Source organism: Ensifer sp. ENS11, assembly GCF_014851895.1.
Taxonomy (GTDB): Bacteria; Pseudomonadota; Alphaproteobacteria; order Rhizobiales; family Rhizobiaceae; genus Ensifer; species Ensifer canadensis.
This window is the reverse complement of record NZ_JACVAN010000009.1, coordinates 155,304-171,095: the sequence shown is the minus strand read 5'-3', so window position 1 is coordinate 171,095 and position 15,792 is coordinate 155,304. Positions and strand designations below refer to the sequence as shown.

The 15,792-nt window shown below is 60.1% G+C and carries 10 protein-coding genes; 1 reads left to right on the top strand and 9 read right to left on the bottom strand.

Translation table 11 applies throughout. The annotated features are described in order from the left end of the window. Position 1 precedes the first annotated feature (1 nt). Together IB264_RS19070 and IB264_RS19065 are read right to left on the bottom strand one after the other, a co-directional pair. Positions 2 to 1,204 (bottom strand): 2-aminoethylphosphonate--pyruvate transaminase, encoded by a 1,203-nt coding sequence (locus tag IB264_RS19070; RefSeq protein WP_084813988.1) that lies wholly within the window; start codon positions 1,202 to 1,204, stop codon positions 2 to 4. A gap of 101 nt (positions 1,205 to 1,305) precedes the next feature. Further along, a complete protein-coding gene (locus IB264_RS19065) occupies positions 1,306 to 2,964 on the bottom strand; it encodes a Na/Pi cotransporter family protein (RefSeq protein ID WP_057217080.1) in 1,659 nt (552 codons plus the stop codon). Positions 2,965 to 3,076: 112 nt separating this feature from the next. Here IB264_RS19065 and IB264_RS19060 point away from each other — a divergent pair, with 112 nt between their 5' ends. Beyond that, entirely contained in the window at positions 3,077 to 4,000 is a 924-nt protein-coding gene (locus tag IB264_RS19060; protein WP_025430158.1) for a LysR substrate-binding domain-containing protein, read from the top strand. Positions 4,001 to 4,200: 200 nt separating this feature from the next. Here IB264_RS19060 and IB264_RS19055 read toward each other — a convergent pair whose 3' ends face one another. From IB264_RS19055 to aspT (IB264_RS19025), 7 genes are all read right to left on the bottom strand, one after another. After that, the gene (locus IB264_RS19055; RefSeq protein WP_025430159.1) at positions 4,201 to 4,413 is read right to left on the bottom strand and encodes a hypothetical protein; all 213 of its coding nucleotides are present in this window, start codon (positions 4,411 to 4,413) and stop codon (positions 4,201 to 4,203) included. Further along, positions 4,410 to 5,666, bottom strand: a complete 1,257-nt coding sequence (locus tag IB264_RS19050; RefSeq protein WP_025430160.1) for a DUF2092 domain-containing protein — start codon at positions 5,664 to 5,666, stop codon at positions 4,410 to 4,412. The genes IB264_RS19055 and IB264_RS19050 overlap by 4 nt, the downstream gene beginning before the upstream one ends. 203 nt (positions 5,667 to 5,869) lie before the next feature. Beyond that, on the bottom strand, positions 5,870 to 7,474 hold the full coding sequence (locus tag IB264_RS19045) for a bifunctional aspartate transaminase/aspartate 4-decarboxylase (RefSeq protein ID WP_025430161.1): 1,605 nt from the start codon (positions 7,472 to 7,474) through the stop codon (positions 5,870 to 5,872). A gap of 115 nt (positions 7,475 to 7,589) precedes the next feature. Continuing rightward, a complete protein-coding gene (locus tag IB264_RS19040) occupies positions 7,590 to 8,771 on the bottom strand; it encodes a porin (RefSeq protein WP_025430162.1) in 1,182 nt (393 codons plus the stop codon). Between the two features lie 133 nt (positions 8,772 to 8,904). Beyond that, the gene (aspT, locus tag IB264_RS19035) at positions 8,905 to 10,596 is read right to left on the bottom strand and encodes an aspartate-alanine antiporter (protein WP_025430163.1); all 1,692 of its coding nucleotides are present in this window, start codon (positions 10,594 to 10,596) and stop codon (positions 8,905 to 8,907) included. A gap of 225 nt (positions 10,597 to 10,821) precedes the next feature. Then, positions 10,822 to 13,548 carry a decarboxylase gene (locus IB264_RS19030; protein ID WP_025430164.1) on the bottom strand — a complete coding sequence of 909 codons (2,727 nt, stop codon included), beginning with the start codon at positions 13,546 to 13,548 and terminating at the stop codon, positions 10,822 to 10,824. 240 nt (positions 13,549 to 13,788) lie between these two features. Continuing rightward, positions 13,789 to 15,480: an aspartate-alanine antiporter gene (aspT, locus tag IB264_RS19025; RefSeq protein ID WP_025430165.1), complete on the bottom strand. Its 1,692-nt coding sequence runs from the start codon at positions 15,478 to 15,480 to the stop codon at positions 13,789 to 13,791. Between the last annotated feature and the right edge of the window lie 312 nt (positions 15,481 to 15,792).

Sequence of the window (15,792 nt, the reverse complement as noted above, 5' to 3'; positions counted from 1 at the left end):
TTCAGGCGGCGAGACGGCTGCGTTCGGCAAGGGCGATCGCCGGAGGCGCAGCACTGGCGACCCCCATTTCGGTGAGGGATGCGCGCGCGGCCTCGACCACGCGGCGCATCACATGTTCATCCATGCGGCCGATGCAGCCGACGCGGAAGCTGTCGACGACCGTCAGCTTGCCGGGATAGATGATGAACCCCTTCTCCTTCATCAGGTCGTAGAAGCGATCAAAGGCGAAAGCCGGATCGGCAGGGCTGAAGAAGGTAACGATGATCGGCGACAGCCACCGGTCGGCAAGCAGGGTCTCGAAGCCTGCCTCGCGCATGCCGGCGACCATGACGTCGCGGTTGCGGGCATAACGCGCGCCGCGGGCGGAGACTCCGCCTTCCTCGCGATGCAGCCGAAGGGCCTCCAGGAATGCAGCGACGACATGCGTCGGCGGCGTGTAGCGCCACTGACCGGTCTTGTTCATGTAGTCCCATTGCGCGTGCACGTCGAGGCTGAGCGAGTGGCTGCGGCCCTTGGCGGCCTCCAGTTCGCTTTTGCGGGCGATGACGAAGCCGAAGCCAGGCACGCCTTCGATGCATTTGTTGGCTGAGGAAACGATCGCCTCGTAGCGGAAGTCGGCAACGCCGGCCGGTACGGCACCGAAGGCGCTCATCGAGTCGACCAGCAGCTTGCGGCCTCTGGCATAGACGACCTCGGAGATTTCCTTCAGCGGATTGAGGATGCCGGAGCTGGTTTCGCAGTGGACGACGACCACGTGGGTAATGGCCGGATCCGCGTCGAGCGCAGCGGCAACCTCGGGTCCGCGTGGCGGCATGTAATCGCCCTTGTCGATCGTCACGTGGTCGCGGCCGAGATAGGCGAGCGTCTGGGCGATGCGCTTGCCATAGGCGCCGTTCATCAGCACCAGCACCTTGCCGTCGCGGGGAACGAAGCTGCCCAGCATCGCCTCGACCGAGAACGAACCGCTGCCCTGCATCGGAACGCAATCGAACTCGCCCTTGGCATCGCCGGCAATATCGAGAAGCTGGCGACGCAGGTCGGCAGTCATCGCACGGAAATCACCGTCCCATGATCCCCAGTCCCTAAGCATAGCCTCCTTGACTTCATAGGCCGTCGTCAGCGGACCGGGCGTCAGCAGATAGGGCTCGCCCAGTCTCGGCGTTTCCAGCGGTGCGATGGTTCTGTCAGAAGCGGTGTTTGGCATTGTCCGTCCTCACGTTGGCGTCTCCGGAACCGACAATGCGGTGGACGGGTATATATGTAAAATCGTTCTTTTGTATGAATCTATAAGCTTCACTTATACATCTATGCCGCCGGAACGAGGCGGCTTTCGAGCAGATCCCCGGTCTCGCGAAGACGGGGATAGGCCATCGTCGTGACCAGTGAATTGAGCTCTTTCAGCGCACGCACGATCTCCAGATGCATGTCGCTCGATTGGATGCTGGCAGCAATTCCCTGCCTCAGCCGCTCAAGGTGGCTTTGACTGCTTTCCTGCACCAGCCGGCGCACGTGTTCCTTCTGGCGCACCATCTCGCGGGCAATCACCGGTTCGGGCGAGACCAGCAGATTGGCGGCAAGTTTCACGTTCGAAAACACTGCGTCATGCAGCGCCGTCAGTTCGTGCCAGCCGGCTTGCGAAAAGGCGCCCGCCCCTTCCAGCCGCTCCTCTGCCATGCGCAACAGGCTCTTCGACACCACGTCGCCGGCATATTCCAGATGAATGGCCGCCTCGGTGAGTTCGATGCCGCGCCGGGACTGCTCCTCCGTCAGCACACCTCTATTAACTGCGGCGATAAAGAGCTTGATCTCGCTATGTGCGCGATGGATGTCGCCGTCGATGCGGCGCAGCGCATCGACCGTCTCGGGCGTTGGCGACGCGATTACCCCCATGACCGGTTCGAGTAAACGCGTGATCAGGTTGCCCATATGGAGCACTTCGCGAGCGGCCGCCGCCAAAGCCTGCGCCGGCTTTTCGATCAGAGACCGGTCGAGCGCACTGACATGCGCTGCAAGACCCGCATCTTTTCCCCCAGCGTTGTCAGGCGTGAGAACGCGAACGATGCGCGCCATCAGACCACACGATATGAGACCCAGGAGCACCAGTGCAGCATTGAACAGCACGTGCAGATTGACGAGCTCGGCAGCGACCGTCGTGCCAGGCAGCCACGCAAAAGAGAGCTGCGCGGAAAACAGCGCAAAGACTGCGGCACTGAACAGCGCGCGAAAGACGAGATTGCCAAGCGGCAGCCGCCTGCCTTCCACCGGCAGGCCTCGGGTCAGCCACAGGGCGATCAGCCCACCACCAAGGTTGACGCCAAGGATCAGGGGAATGCCGACATCGAGCGGCAGCAGGCCCTTTGCGGCAAAGGTCAGGATCAAAAGGATGGCCGCGACGCTGGAATGCAGGCCCCAGGTGAAGACCGCAGCCACGATCATGACCGTGAGAGGGTCTTTGCTCAGCATGTCGATCGCTGCCGGCAGCAATGGGCTTTGACCAAGCGGAAGGGTCGCATGGCCGATCATCTGCAGCGACAGGAGCAACAGGCCGATCCCGAGAACCGCACGCCCGGCCTCGACCGGCTTGCGAGCGCACGCCTTGAGATGCAGGAGGCCGCCGGCGGCAATCAGCAATGGCGCCAGCCAGTGCAAATCAAAACTCAAGATCTTGACGACAAGGGCAGAGCCCAGGTCCGCGCCGAGAAGGACCGCCAGCCCGACTTCGAGGCTCAGAGCTCCGCTCACGGCAAAGCTGGCGGCGAGCATCGCAACCGCCGTCGAACTCTGCAGGGCAATTGCAATCAAACAGCCGTAGGCTGCCGCGCGGGGCCTGCCGCCAGCCCCTCCAACGGCACGGGTGACCACGTCGCCGCAGGCAGCTTCGACGCCCTTCTTGACGAGGCTGACGGCATAAAGCAGCAGGACTGTTGCGGCGGTAAGTTCAAGGGCGACAGCCGAAAGATTCATAGGCGCGCTCCGGAAAGGGTTAACTCCGGAAATTATCTTTTGCCCCTTTACATAAATCAAATCGTTCGTTCTGATGGTTCCATAGATAGAATTTATCTGTGGGGATGTTACCGTGCGCTATGTCCAGCTCCGTGCCTTTCACAATGTGGCCATCCACGGCGGCTTCTCGCGGGCAGCCGAGGCGCTCTTCCTGACGCAGCCCGCCGTCTCCGATCAGGTTCGCAAGTTGGAGGAGGAGTATGACGTCCTGCTCTTCAATCGAAACAAGAAGCAGGTGACGCTGACCCAGGCGGGCCAGCAGCTTCTCGAAGTCACCCGGCGCATGTTCGACGTCGAGCAACAGGCACTCGATCTTCTCTCGGAGTCGCGCGCATTAAGGGCTGGAAAGCTGCGGATCGTCGCGGATGCCGCACACCATCTGCTGCACATCCTGGCCGCCTTCCGGCGGGCCTACCCGACCGTACAGGTTTCGATCGATGCGGGCAACACGGAAACCGTCATCACCAGCCTGCACGCCTATGAAGCGGATATCGGCGTTCTCGGCGAAGTCCCGCAGGCCGGCGACTTCGACGTTCTGAAGCTCAATTCGACGCCGATCGTCGCCTTCGCAAGCCGCGATTATCCTTTGGCGACATGTCAGAGCGCCACCTTCGCAGAGCTTGCAAAACATCCGCTCGTCATGCGCGAGCGAGGTTCCAAGACCCGCCAGAAGCTCGAGGCCATGGCCGCACAATGCGGCGTCACGCTGACGCCGCTGATCGAGGCCGAGGGCCGCGAGGCGGTTCGCGAGATCGTCGCTGCCGGCGGCGGCGTCGGTTTCGTCTCATCCGCCGAGTTCGGCCAGGACACGCGTCTCGTGCCGATCAAGATCGATGCCCCGGAAATGCTGATGGACGAAGCGCTCATCTGCCTGCGCGAACGCAGCAACGGGAAACTTGTCCATGCATTCTATGAAATAGCGCGCAAACTTACACAAAGTGCAGAAGACGTCACGGCAGGCGATGCCAAGCCGTCGGGCGCAGCAACTCGCGCCTGACCGGCGATAGACCGCAGTTTTAGGAGCAACGCCTTCGCAGCGGTTCACCACGCAATTGGAGGCATGCAGAAGACCCGCTCCAGCCTTGACGGCAAAAGTGTCGGAATGTGCTGGAGCCGAGATAGTGCGGGCCGAACAGCATCAACCGTCCGAATTCCTATCCGAAATCGGCCATGCCTGCCGAACGGCCACGCGCTCTTCTAGCAGTTATAAACGCCTGCGGCACAGCGCCGGGTCGTGCGCCGCGCGGCACCGGCCACACTGACCGGCGTCAACGGCCGGCCGACCACGGCAACGGCGTCAGAGGTAAAGGTGGGGATCGCGAGAACTGGCACATCCTTCGCCAGCTCGCCGATGCCAAACAGAACTGCCCAAACAAGGCAGATCATTGCTGCGCGCTTACGGAAGGTCATTTTTTATCTCCTACCTTGAAGTTCTCTGGCAATTCACCCAGGTTGTGCTGGAGGTCGTTCACATCGATCTTTTCGGCATTCGACGCATTCTTGAAGTCGAAATCACCCGGCGCAACGGCCGCCCCGGATTTCCAATCCCTGATCTGGATGCTGTATTCCGGCCCACCCTTCACCTGCCCGGAGGTTATGACCAGGCGGCAGGGATAGGGCTCTGCCCCGTGCGCGATCCAGATCTGGAAATCGACATCGTCTTTGCGGAAGGCGAGAGAATCGCACTCCACGCCATTGACGACGCCGCTTCCCAGATCCTTAGAATCATACACCCCTTGCATCAATTCGTCATATGCACCGGTCATCAACAGGTCGGCGGCCGGCAAAGGCAAGTTGTACTTGTCCTTCAGCTCGTCGATCAGATGATCGACTGTCCCGGGTATTTCGACCTGCGTGTATTTGTTGAGGTTCTTGCCCAGGAGTGTCAGCGTCTTTCCATCGAACAGCGCCTCGCTGTCGACAAAGCCGCCCGAACGGGTCGTGTGTACCTTGTCGGGCCGACTGAGGGTCACTGTCCCCGAGCTTGCCAGTCCGAGTTTCTGATCACTGTTGGTGACGACCTGGAAGGTGGAATCATAGCCGAACGACAGGGCATTCTGAGCCGCCAGGTAGTCGGTCATGGCCTTGAGCAGTTTCTTGGCTTCGGCCGAGTCGGTGACCCGGACGAGCTCGACGCGGCGGTTGAGAGCCCGGCCATCGGCCGTATCGTTGCTGGCAATCGGCTGGGCCTGTCCGACGCCTCCCGTCGTCAGCCTGGCGGCATCGATTCCGCGTTCGACGAGAGCCGCCTTGATGACCTCTGCACGCTCGGCGGAAAGGCGCAGGTTGGTCTCCTCATTACCGCTGGTATCGGTATGGCCGACAATTCTCAGGCCCCATTCAGGGAAGTTCTTGAGCGCCGCAGCGATGTCGTCAAGAAGTCCTTCCGCTCCAGGTCGCAATGTCGCTTCCGACATTGCGAAGCGCAGACCGTGAACGTCGTACTGTTCCCTGGTCTCTAGTGCCTGTTGCATCTCTTCCTTGCTGTATTGCTTGGAAGGCTCCTGCATGTTCTGGGCCAAGGTGGGGGCGGCCGCCAAAAGGGCGACCGTCACGAGCAGTCGTCTGACCAACCCGCGATGCCGCGATGTGATCCCGCCGGCTCTCTGTCCGATACCTTTGTGTTCCTTGTAGTCGAGCATCGTTGTGGATGTGCTTAGCATCGAATGACTCCTTCTCACTGACGTGTGAATTTGACTATCGCGCACTGCTTGCTGGTACGAACAACATCTACCTCTGACGGTAGATACCTCGTCGGACGTCTTGCGCCGCAGCGAGCCGAGGCCGTGACTCGCGCAGCGAGAGCGGTTCGCAGTAATTTGCGAACCGCTGTTGGAAAATCTGCCGGCATGCCGGAAGGGGAGTGTTACTTCCCTTTCAGCGCGTTGAACGTATCCACATAACCGCGCCCGACTGCACGGACCCCGCGGCCGATGTCGTCGTAGACATCGTCTGGAAGATTGGCGAAGGAGACGCGGACGCTCCAGTTCGGCGCATCGAAGCCGCCGCCATTGAGCAGCACGATCGAATGATCCTCCGCCAGCCGGTAGACCAGATCGAGCGGATGCACATTCGCTTTCAGCCAGGCCACCATCTCCTCGCCGACATATTTGCGCAGCCAGAACTCGAAATCGATCGTTCCATAGTAGCCGGCAAAGTTTGCATTCGGCTGCAGGTCGAGCGGCAGTCCCTCGAGCAGCATGTTCACCCGGTCGGTGCAGATCGCCATGCAGGCCTTCTGGTAAACCTTGTCCGTGTCCATCAGTTCGCTGATCGAGAACATGGTCATCATCACCTGTTGCGGTAACGAGAGCCCCGCGGTGTGATTGAGCGCGACGTCGCGGCTATCGGCAACGATGCGATCGATCATCTTGAGCTTGCGCGGTTCGAGCGTGATCGAGCGGTATCGATTGTCCAGCGCCTCCAGTTCCTTGGCCGGGAGCTTGGTCAAGAGATCGTCGAGAATGTTTTTCTCGTTGATGCCGATGACGCCGAGACGCCATCCCGTGCAGCCGAAATACTTCGAATAGGAATAGACGCAGATGGTGTTGTAGGGCAGCTCGCACATCAGCGAGCGGAAGTTCGGCACGAACGTCCCGTAGACGTCATCGGTCAGAAGGATGAGGTCCGGCCGCTTGGTATTGACCAGATCGACCAGCTTTTTCATCGTCTGCGGATCGATTGCCATCGACGTCGGATTGCCCGGATTGACGACGAAGAATGCCTTGATCTTCGGGTCCTCGAGCTTGCGGATCTCCTCGTCGGAATACTGGAAGCGGTGCTCCTGCGTCGCTCTGACATGGACGGCCTTGAACGCATAGTCCTCGAGTTCCGCAATCTCGATATAGGGGGTAAAAATCGGCGTGCCCATCGCGATCGTGTCGCCCTTCTTGAGGATGCGATTGGCGATCAGCGACTTGAAGATGTAGCACATCGCCGCCGTTCCCCCTTCAACGGCGTAGAGATCGAACTTGCCGATCGGCGCATTTGCGCCCATTGCCCACATCAGGTAGCGATGCGCGACTTGCTCGGCATGCACCAGCATCCGGTCCGGGACGGGATAGTTGTCGCCGATTATCGAGTCCGTCAGTTCGAAAACGAAGGCGTCGGCATCGAAACCGAACATCTTGACGCCGTGCTCGACCATCCTCGACAGGAAGTCGGCGCCCGGGTCCTCGGCATGTTTTGCCAGCCACGCGTCGAAGCGCGCCGCGATACCCTTCATCTGGGGCATGCCACCGAGGCCCGCCGCCGGGTTGTCCATGGTCCGCCGGCTTTCGGTCAGGGCGAACTGGCCGAAGAGGAAGAACCCCTCGCGCGGGGTCGTTGCGATCCAGTTTGGATTTCCACGGCCGGCATTGAGCAGAGCATTCGTCGATTTCTGTGCGCTGCGCTTGGCAAGCTTCATGAGGCCGTCCTTGATTTCGAACGGGCTCATCTTCTCGTATTCGCGATAGTCGATGTCTGCCATGAGTCATTCCTCCCTGTGAACTGCAAGGTCCGCCGAAGCGGCCAAGTCGAAACAATAGTGAACGAATGCACGATGATCGTGTGGCACGGCCGGCAGCACGCTGCCGACTGTTGCTTCAGAACTTTATTCTGGCGCCGCCCAGAACAGCGAAGCTATCCTGGAGGTCGGCGGTCTCTTGATCTAAGGAGTAGGTCCGGGCTCCAAGATAGAGTTCCGTCTGCAGATAGTCGAGATTCTGGACAATCTGTGCCCCGAAGGAATCGCTGTTGCTGCCCTTGCCCGCAATGTCCTTGCCGAAATAGGCGTCGACCGAAAACGCGGTTTTGCCGACGTCGAAAATATCAGTCTGATAGCCGACCTTCACGTAGCCATAGTGTCCATCGACCGTTTCCTTGTCGGAATAGGCCGCGGCAAGGGTGAGGCTGAGACCGGTATCGATATGCAGGACGGAAACGGACGCGTCGTAAATCGAGTTGCCGTCGCCTGGCCTCGAAAAGGCAACTGCGGCACCGACCTTGAAGGCATCGTAGGTCTCATCGTATCGAACCGCCATGTCCCACACGGTAACGTCGGTTTCTTCGGGCACGACCTGTGTGCCGACCGAACTCGCAAAGCTGAATCCGCCATACGAAGGCGTGTCATATCGGGCGCGGAACTTGCGGCCGAGACCATCATAGTTGGTGAACGCGTCCTTGACCTTTACCGTCGAAAGCGTCCCGTCATCGTTGCGGAAAAACGGTCCCCCGGCCATATCGGAAACAAGCGAATAGCCGACCACGCCCGTGCCGGACAGATCTACCTCAGCCGTCGAGTCCGACGCCATGCTGCCCTGGCCGAGCCAGAACTTGCCGTATTCCTTCGAGTCGAGGTAAATTTCCGCCTTGCGCAGCAGGTCAGTCCCCCAATCATAGTGGTCCTTGTTCAACTGGTTGACGTTGGTTGTCGAATAAGGGTTCCATTCCCATTCGAGATTGGCGCCGAACGACCAACCCTTTTCCATGAGGGTGTATGCGCGAAAGCCCGCCCGCGTGGACGAGTTGCCGTTGTCGACCGGAAAGTAGTTATCCGTTGCCCCGCCGTCATCGTAGACCAGCAGGCCCTTGTTGATCTGGCCGTAGAATTCAAAATAGGCATTGTCGTCGCCGACCCGCAGCTTGGGAATCCAGTGTTCCGGAGCCTTGCTGGCCTCCGTGGGCTGCACCGCCGGTTTTACCGCCTCCTGCGCCGACACAGGCTCTGCGGCCGCCAGTGCAGCGATGAGAAGTGCGGGCGGAACAATGTATAGTGTCTGTCGCATCAAAAGCACCTTTCAGATCATTGGCGATTCGCATCGTCGATTCGCATTCAGTATTCGTCTTTTTACTGTGAAAGTCTGTTGCGAATTCTAGCATGCAGCAGCGTCGCCGCTGATTGATTAAACCTGCCTATTTTCATCCCGCGACGATACCGACAATGACCGTTCCCCAAGTCGTGAGCAGGATATGGCCGATGGGGACCGCCGGCGTGTAGCCAAGGACGGCAACGGTGCTTCCCGACCTGTCCTGAACGGCCGCCATGCCGGCTGTCATGGTCTGCGCCCCTGCGAGCCCGCCCAGCAGCAATATCGGGTTCATGCCAAGCACGTAGCGCCCGAAGTACAGACCAACGATCAGCGGTATCATGGTAACGATCATACCGCCGAACAGAAGACCGATACCCGCTTCGGCGATGGCGGAGGCAAACACGGGTCCGGCATGAAGGCCGGTCATCGCGACAAAGGCGGCAAGACCAAGCGAGGTCATGAGCGACACGGCGGCATCCGGTATTCGGCCGAAGAGCGGGAAGCGCGTGCGCAGATGCCCCACCGTTAACCCAGCCAGGAGCGTGCCCACACTGGTGCTGAGCGAAATCCGCATGTCACCGATGGGAAAAGTGACGAGAACGCCGACAAGCCCACCAAGGAATATCGCAAAACCAAGGACCAGGAAGTCTGTCGCCGTCGTCGGCGCGACCACAACGCCAATGCGCTTGGCGGCGCTCGACACGACGGCTTCCGGCCCCACCAGGCGCAGGATATCACCACGCTCCACCGTAATCCCCGGCGCGATAGGAATATCCTGCCCCCCGCGCGTAATGGCGCGCAGGTAGAGGCTGCGTGTCCAGCTTTCCTTAGCGACATCCGCGATGCTTTTCCCCTTGAGATCAGGGCTTGTCAGCAGCACATCGGAAACCGATACCGGGACATCGAGCAGTTCACGGTCCTCGATCTCCTCGGCGCGCGGCCCAAGGACGCTGACCAGCGCCTCCCTCGTCCCGGATACAGCGACGATATCACCGGGGTTGATCACGACCTCCGGGGCCGCCTCGATGATTGCGCCCCTCCGACGCAGGCGCTGAATGAAGAGCCTGTGCTCTGGATACGTCGCCTCGGCGGCGGCTATTGACAGGCCAGCGACTGGCGCGGCGTCCACGATCTGGTAAGCGCGAATTTCGAACCTGTGCCAGGCGGAGGAGACACCGGCCACCTTGCGGGTAATTCCGTACTCCTTCTCCAGTTTCAGCGCCTCGGCAACGAGGTCGATGCCAAGCAGCCTGGGGCCGACGACACTGCAAAACAGAATGACGCCAACCGCGCCGAAGACGTAGCAAACAGCGTCAGCCACAGCGATATGCGCCACAAACCGCGCGCGATCCGCCTCGGGCAGCGGCAACGCATTGATCGCTTCGGTTGCCGTGCCCATAGCCGGGCTTTCGGTGAGGGAGCCGGACAGAAGCCCGGCTGCAAAGCCGGGATCGAGACCAAGGATTTTGGCGACCACGACAGACATGAGCAGCCCGGTCACACAGACGACGACCGCAAGGAGTACGGGCTTCATCCCGTCCCGCTTCAGGGCTTGCAGGAACTGCGGTCCGACCGAGTAGCCGATGCCGAAGAGGAACAAGAGAAAGAGCAGCGATTTCGCCATCCCGGCAATCGGCACATGGGCGAACTGCCCGATCAGGATGCCCGCAAACAGCGAGCCGGTAACGGGTCCGAGGCTGAAGCCACCGAACTTGAGACCGCCGATCAGATATCCAATGCTGATAGCAAGGAATACGGCAAGCTCGGGATATTTGATCAGGAATTGCTCGACCCAAACCATGTCCAGATTAGCTCCCCCCTCGCCCCGATCCGGGGCTACGACGCCTTCACTGCCGACCCCAAACGCTCATGCAAAAAGTTAAGCCATAAAAAAGCGACCACGACGCACCGGGTCGTAATCACCCAGCCAACCGCTGTAGCTGGCTGCCGCTCCGGTCGCCCGTGCGCGCTGGATCGCCACGAGAATGACCAAATCGAAACAATTGAGCGCCGATATATCCCGGCGCTACCGTGCTTTTGATTGACGCTTCGCCTTGGTGGCGACTGCGTCTGGCTTGACCAGCTTCAGTCCGCGCGCCTTCTCGTAGCCATGGATCTCCTTCACATCCAGTTTGCGCATGAAGTCGATCGTCTCCTGCGTCAGTACCTGACCCGGCACCATGATCGGAAATCCGGGCGGATAGGGAATGACGAAGTTGGCGGAGACCATTTCCGGCCCGTCCTTCAGGCGCCGATCGCATTCGGCACCGATGAGCGGCACATATTCGCACACAGACGCGTCATAGGCGTTGAAGAAGGCGGCTCGCATATCGCCCTCCGGCGTCGTTCGCCCTGCATCGCTGCGATACACTTCGTGGAAGTGGCTGAAATTGGGAAGGTCGGGCACATCGGTCATCAGCGACTTTACCCGTGCCGCGAAAGCCGCACGCTCGCCCTCCCCGCCGTCGGCCAGGCGCTTCTCGATGCCACGGCAGATCTCGACCAGAACACGGATTAGATGCGCAATATCGCTGCGGGTATTGTTGATGTTGGACTGTAGCAGCACACTGTTGCGCGACGTCTTGTTCAGCTGGATATCATATTCGTTCGCCAACAATCCCTTGAACTGCGTTCCATCAAAACCAGCCGTCCCGCACACCAGCGTCATGCGCGTGGGATCGAGGTAGAACTCGTCCTCGTTCATCGCCTTGACCGCTGTGGCCCAGGTCGAGCCGGGCGCCAGATAGTCCTTGAATCCTGATTGCCGGTACTCCGCCGGGATCATCTCATCGGCACCAAGAACACGGAAGTATTTCGAAATCAGCGGGTGCTCGTTGATCGCCCGGCGGATCTTGAGCGCGATCTCGATCGCGTTCATCACCAGTCCGTAACCGTCGAGTTCCATCTGCCTGCGTGCAATGTCGAGGCTGGCGATCAACTGCTGGTTCGGACTGGTCGAGGCATGGGTGAATACCGCCTCGTGGAACTGGGCCTCGACGTTGTGAAAATCGACATCCTTGACCAGCAACATTGAGCCCTGCCGGATCGCCGACATTGATTTGTGCGTCGAGTTGGTCTGGTAGACCCGAAGGCGGACAAGGCGCGGATCTGGGATCAGGCGAGCGGCGAGCAGTGCTTCATCGGAGGGATCCTTGCCGAGGTCGGCGCGCTGCTTTTCATAAGCGTCGACCGAGGCCGGATCGCGCAGCCAATCCTCGATATCGGCTGCCGCCCCCATGGCCGTGCGTGGACGCAGGAAGGGCGAAAACCGGGCAAACCCGGACCACGCCTCGTCCCAGAGGAAGATAAGGTCTGGCTTGATGGCTAGGCATTCCTCCATCACCCGCCTGACATTGTACATATGTCCGTCGAAAGTGCAGTTGGTGAGGTCAAGCAGCTTCAGCCGGTCGAGGCGCCCTTCCGCCCGCAAGGCCAGCAGCGCGCGCTTGATGGTGGCGAGCGGCACGGCGCCATACATCGAATACTCCGTCATCGGGAAAGCTTCGACGTAATAGGGCTGTGCGCCGGTCAGGACCATGCCGTAATGGTGCGACTTGTGGCAGTTGCGATCGACAACCGCGATGTCGCCGGGCGCCAGAAGCGCCTGCACCGCCATCTTGTTGGAGGTGGACGTGCCATTCGTCACGAAGAAGACGTGGTCAGCGCCGAAGGCGCGTGCGGCCAACTCCTGAGAGCGCTTGATCGTGCCGGTAGGCTCCAGGAGACTATCAAGGCCGCCTGTCGTCGCGCTACTTTCCGCCAGGAACAGGTTGAGCCCATAGAACTCGCCCATGTCGCGGATCCAGTCCGACTTGAAGACGGACTTGCCGCGGGCGATGGGCAGGGCATGAAATGTGCCGATGGGCCGCCGCGCATATTTCTTCAGATTGTCGAAGAAGGGCGTTTCGTAGCGCGCCTGCACGCCTTCAAGGATGGCGAGATGCATCTCCAGCGGTTCCTCGACCGCGTAGAACACACGCCGAACCGCATCTGCGGCCGGATCGCCGGCGATCTTTTCCACCTGACGGTCAGACAGCAGATAGACGTCGAGCTCCGGCCGGATCCGCTTCAACCCGCGCGCCAGACGCAGCGCCGACATGTCCGGTCCCTCGGCTTCTCCAAGCGGATCAAGCACGGAGCGGAGCACCGGCGCGTCGTGACGCGAGCGATAGGGAAAACCCTCGGCGAGCACGACGGCAATGATGGCCGGGTTCAATGCGGCCGCACAGAACGCATCCTCAAAGGATCCCACCAGAACAGGCTCGTAGATGAAGCCATCCTCGGGCCGGCGTAGCCTGCGGATCTCGGCTGCGAACGCCTCCCACCGCACGGCCGGCTGGCTGTTGACGAACAGAACTTCGAAGTATGGCCGGCGGCCGCCCGCTTCCCCGGTTCCGGGAGGCATGATATCGGGCACGTCTGTCACGGACATCTCGTCATGGACATCCCACTCGCTCGGGCGCCCGCGATAGGAATGGGAAAGAAGCCCGTTGGAGATGCGCCGCGCGAGTTTCGCCGCCCCGCCGGCATCGTTGGTGGCGATGCGCTCGGCCAGCGCCGAAAGCAATCGCCCACCCGGATAGGCGTGGTACTCCTCGGCCGGTGCCACTTCGGCGATCGCCGCCTCCAGCGCTGTCCGCTCACCCCGGTTAGCGGCCCAGGCATCGGCCAATGTCGTGATCTCGCGCCAATTATCGGCCCGTGCCGAATGGATGAGCAGAAACTGATCTACATGTGTGGTTTTGCTTGGCATAACGCGCTCCCAACTCTGTTCTGAATCGGCTGTCCACTGTCACCAGTCCGCGGCTCTCACTCAGTGGCAGCTACAATTCCGGTCGCAAAATGAGACTTATGCACTTCGAAAGACGATCCCTTACGGTCCGAAACAGGTCGCTAGAGCGTTTCCGATTTAAACGGAGTCGCAAACGCACTATCTCTTTGTCTTTACGCATTTCCTGACAGAAGACCGCTTCGCACTGTTCCTCGAAAAGCTCTAGGTCATCATCATCACAAGCACCATGCCCCAGATCGTCAGCAGGGTGTTGCCGACGGCATAGGTAACGGTATAGCCGAGCCCGGGGATCTGGCTCTTGGCGCGATCGTTGATCATGCCGAGGGAGGCAGTCGTCGTGCGCGCGCCGGAGCAGCACCCCAAGAGAATGGCGGGGTGGAACCGGAACACATATTTCCCGACATACATTGCCAGTACCAACGGCACGGTCGTTGCGAAAATGCCCCAAAGGAACAGGCTGAAACCAAGCTGCTGCAGGCCTGCAACAAAGCCTGGCCCTGACGATATGCCGACCACGGCGATGAAGACATTGAGGCCGACTGAATTCATGAACCAGACCGTCGATGTCGGTATGCGTCCGAACTTCGGCCGCACGGAGCGCAGCCAACCGAAGAAGAGCCCGGAGATCAACGCCCCCCCTGATGTGGACAGCGTAAATGGCACATCGCCGACCTTATAGACGAGTGCGCCGATCAAAGCGCCGATTGTAATCGCAGCGCCGATGAACGCGACGTCGGCAACGTCGCTCGGACGGTCGGCCACCCCGAGTGCCTTGGCGGCCGCGGCAGTATCTTGCGTCCGTCCGACGATCGTCAGAATGTCCCCGCGATGGATCTGGGTGTTCGGAAGGATCGGAATTTCCGTCGCCGTGGCACCACGCGCGATCCGGCGCAGGAACACGCCACGCGATGACGGCCATTGCGCCAATTCGGCCAGCGTCTTCCCGTTCGCTTCTTTGGTCGTGACAAGGACATCGACACCTTCCACAGGAACGGCCAGCAACTCGCGATCGTCGACTTCTTCTGCAGCATGACCGATCAGGCTCACCAGCACTTCGCGTCGGCCTGCCACGGCAACGACATCGCCCGCCTGGATGACCGTGTCCGCCGTTGCATCCTCGATCTTCGATCCTCGGCGGATACGCTCGATGAAAACCCGCTGCTCGGGGATCAAGGATTCGGCTTCACGTGCCGTCTTGCCGACGACCGGCCCTCCCTCCCGAACGCGATAGGCGCGCAACTCGTAGTGATGCCAAGCGGTTCCCGCCCCGCCAACTTCCTTCTTGCCGCCCTGTTCCGCCTCGTAGCGCTTGCATTCCGCCTCCAGATCGATACCCAGCAGCGCGGGGCCGATCAGGGCCAGCACAATAGCCGACCCCACCGTGCCGAAAATATAGGTGACGGCATAGGCGACCGGCATCGCGTCCAGCAGCCGCTTGGCTTCTTCCGGTGCCAGACCAAGACGATTGATTGCGTCCGTTCCCAAACCCATCGACGCGGAGATTGTCTGCGAACCGGCATAGAGCCCCAGCGCGGAACCGACATCATAACCGGCTATCTTGGCGGCAATAAAGGGCGCCCCGAGGCAAAAGACGCACACAACCACGGCGAACAATGCCTGCGGGATGCCATCCTTGGCAATGCCGCGCACGAATTGCGGCCCGACACCGTAGCCGATCGCGAACAGGAACATCAGAAAGAACGTAGCCTTGAGCGGTGGCGATATGGTGATCCCGATCTGCCCGATGATGACGGCAGCAACGAGCGTGGCGGTCACTGCACCAAGGCCCAGGCCCTTGTAGGTGAACGAACCGAAGTAGTATCCAAGCGCCAAAGAGAGAAATATTGCAATTTCGGGATAAGTGCGAAGCGTATTTACAAACCAGTCAATCATAGAGCTTCCCCTGTTACTCGGAAATCGGGAACCAAATCTGACTAAATCCTCATCGCTATTTCTGCGAGAATACACCCTTACACACTCGTTTCAAGGCGTTATTCAGAATAAAAATAGTATGATATCCGAAACTTTCAAATACGGCGCCAAACCAAGGAACACACAGTGTTTTGGTTCTTTTCTGGCCCTTGAACTGATTGATGCGTCATTACTTCCCGAGTTTGGTCGGAAGGCGCATCCACGCCTTGGAACTATGCTCCAGGAGGAGCGGCCGAAAACAAACACAGTGAAGCGCGAAAGCCGGATCCCGGT

Coding starts and splice junctions, on each gene's coding strand:
- IB264_RS19070 (WP_084813988.1), bottom strand. CDS start 1,204: ATGCCAAACACCGCTTCTGACAGAACCATCGCACCGCTGGAAACGCCG.
- IB264_RS19065 (WP_057217080.1), bottom strand. CDS start 2,964: ATGAATCTTTCGGCTGTCGCCCTTGAACTTACCGCCGCAACAGTCCTG.
- IB264_RS19055 (WP_025430159.1), bottom strand. CDS start 4,413: ATGACCTTCCGTAAGCGCGCAGCAATGATCTGCCTTGTTTGGGCAGTT.
- IB264_RS19050 (WP_025430160.1), bottom strand. CDS start 5,666: ATGCTAAGCACATCCACAACGATGCTCGACTACAAGGAACACAAAGGT.
- IB264_RS19045 (WP_025430161.1), bottom strand. CDS start 7,474: ATGGCAGACATCGACTATCGCGAATACGAGAAGATGAGCCCGTTCGAA.
- IB264_RS19040 (WP_025430162.1), bottom strand. CDS start 8,771: ATGCGACAGACACTATACATTGTTCCGCCCGCACTTCTCATCGCTGCA.
- aspT (WP_025430163.1), bottom strand. CDS start 10,596: ATGGTTTGGGTCGAGCAATTCCTGATCAAATATCCCGAGCTTGCCGTA.
- IB264_RS19030 (WP_025430164.1), bottom strand. CDS start 13,548: ATGCCAAGCAAAACCACACATGTAGATCAGTTTCTGCTCATCCATTCG.
- aspT (WP_025430165.1), bottom strand. CDS start 15,480: ATGATTGACTGGTTTGTAAATACGCTTCGCACTTATCCCGAAATTGCA.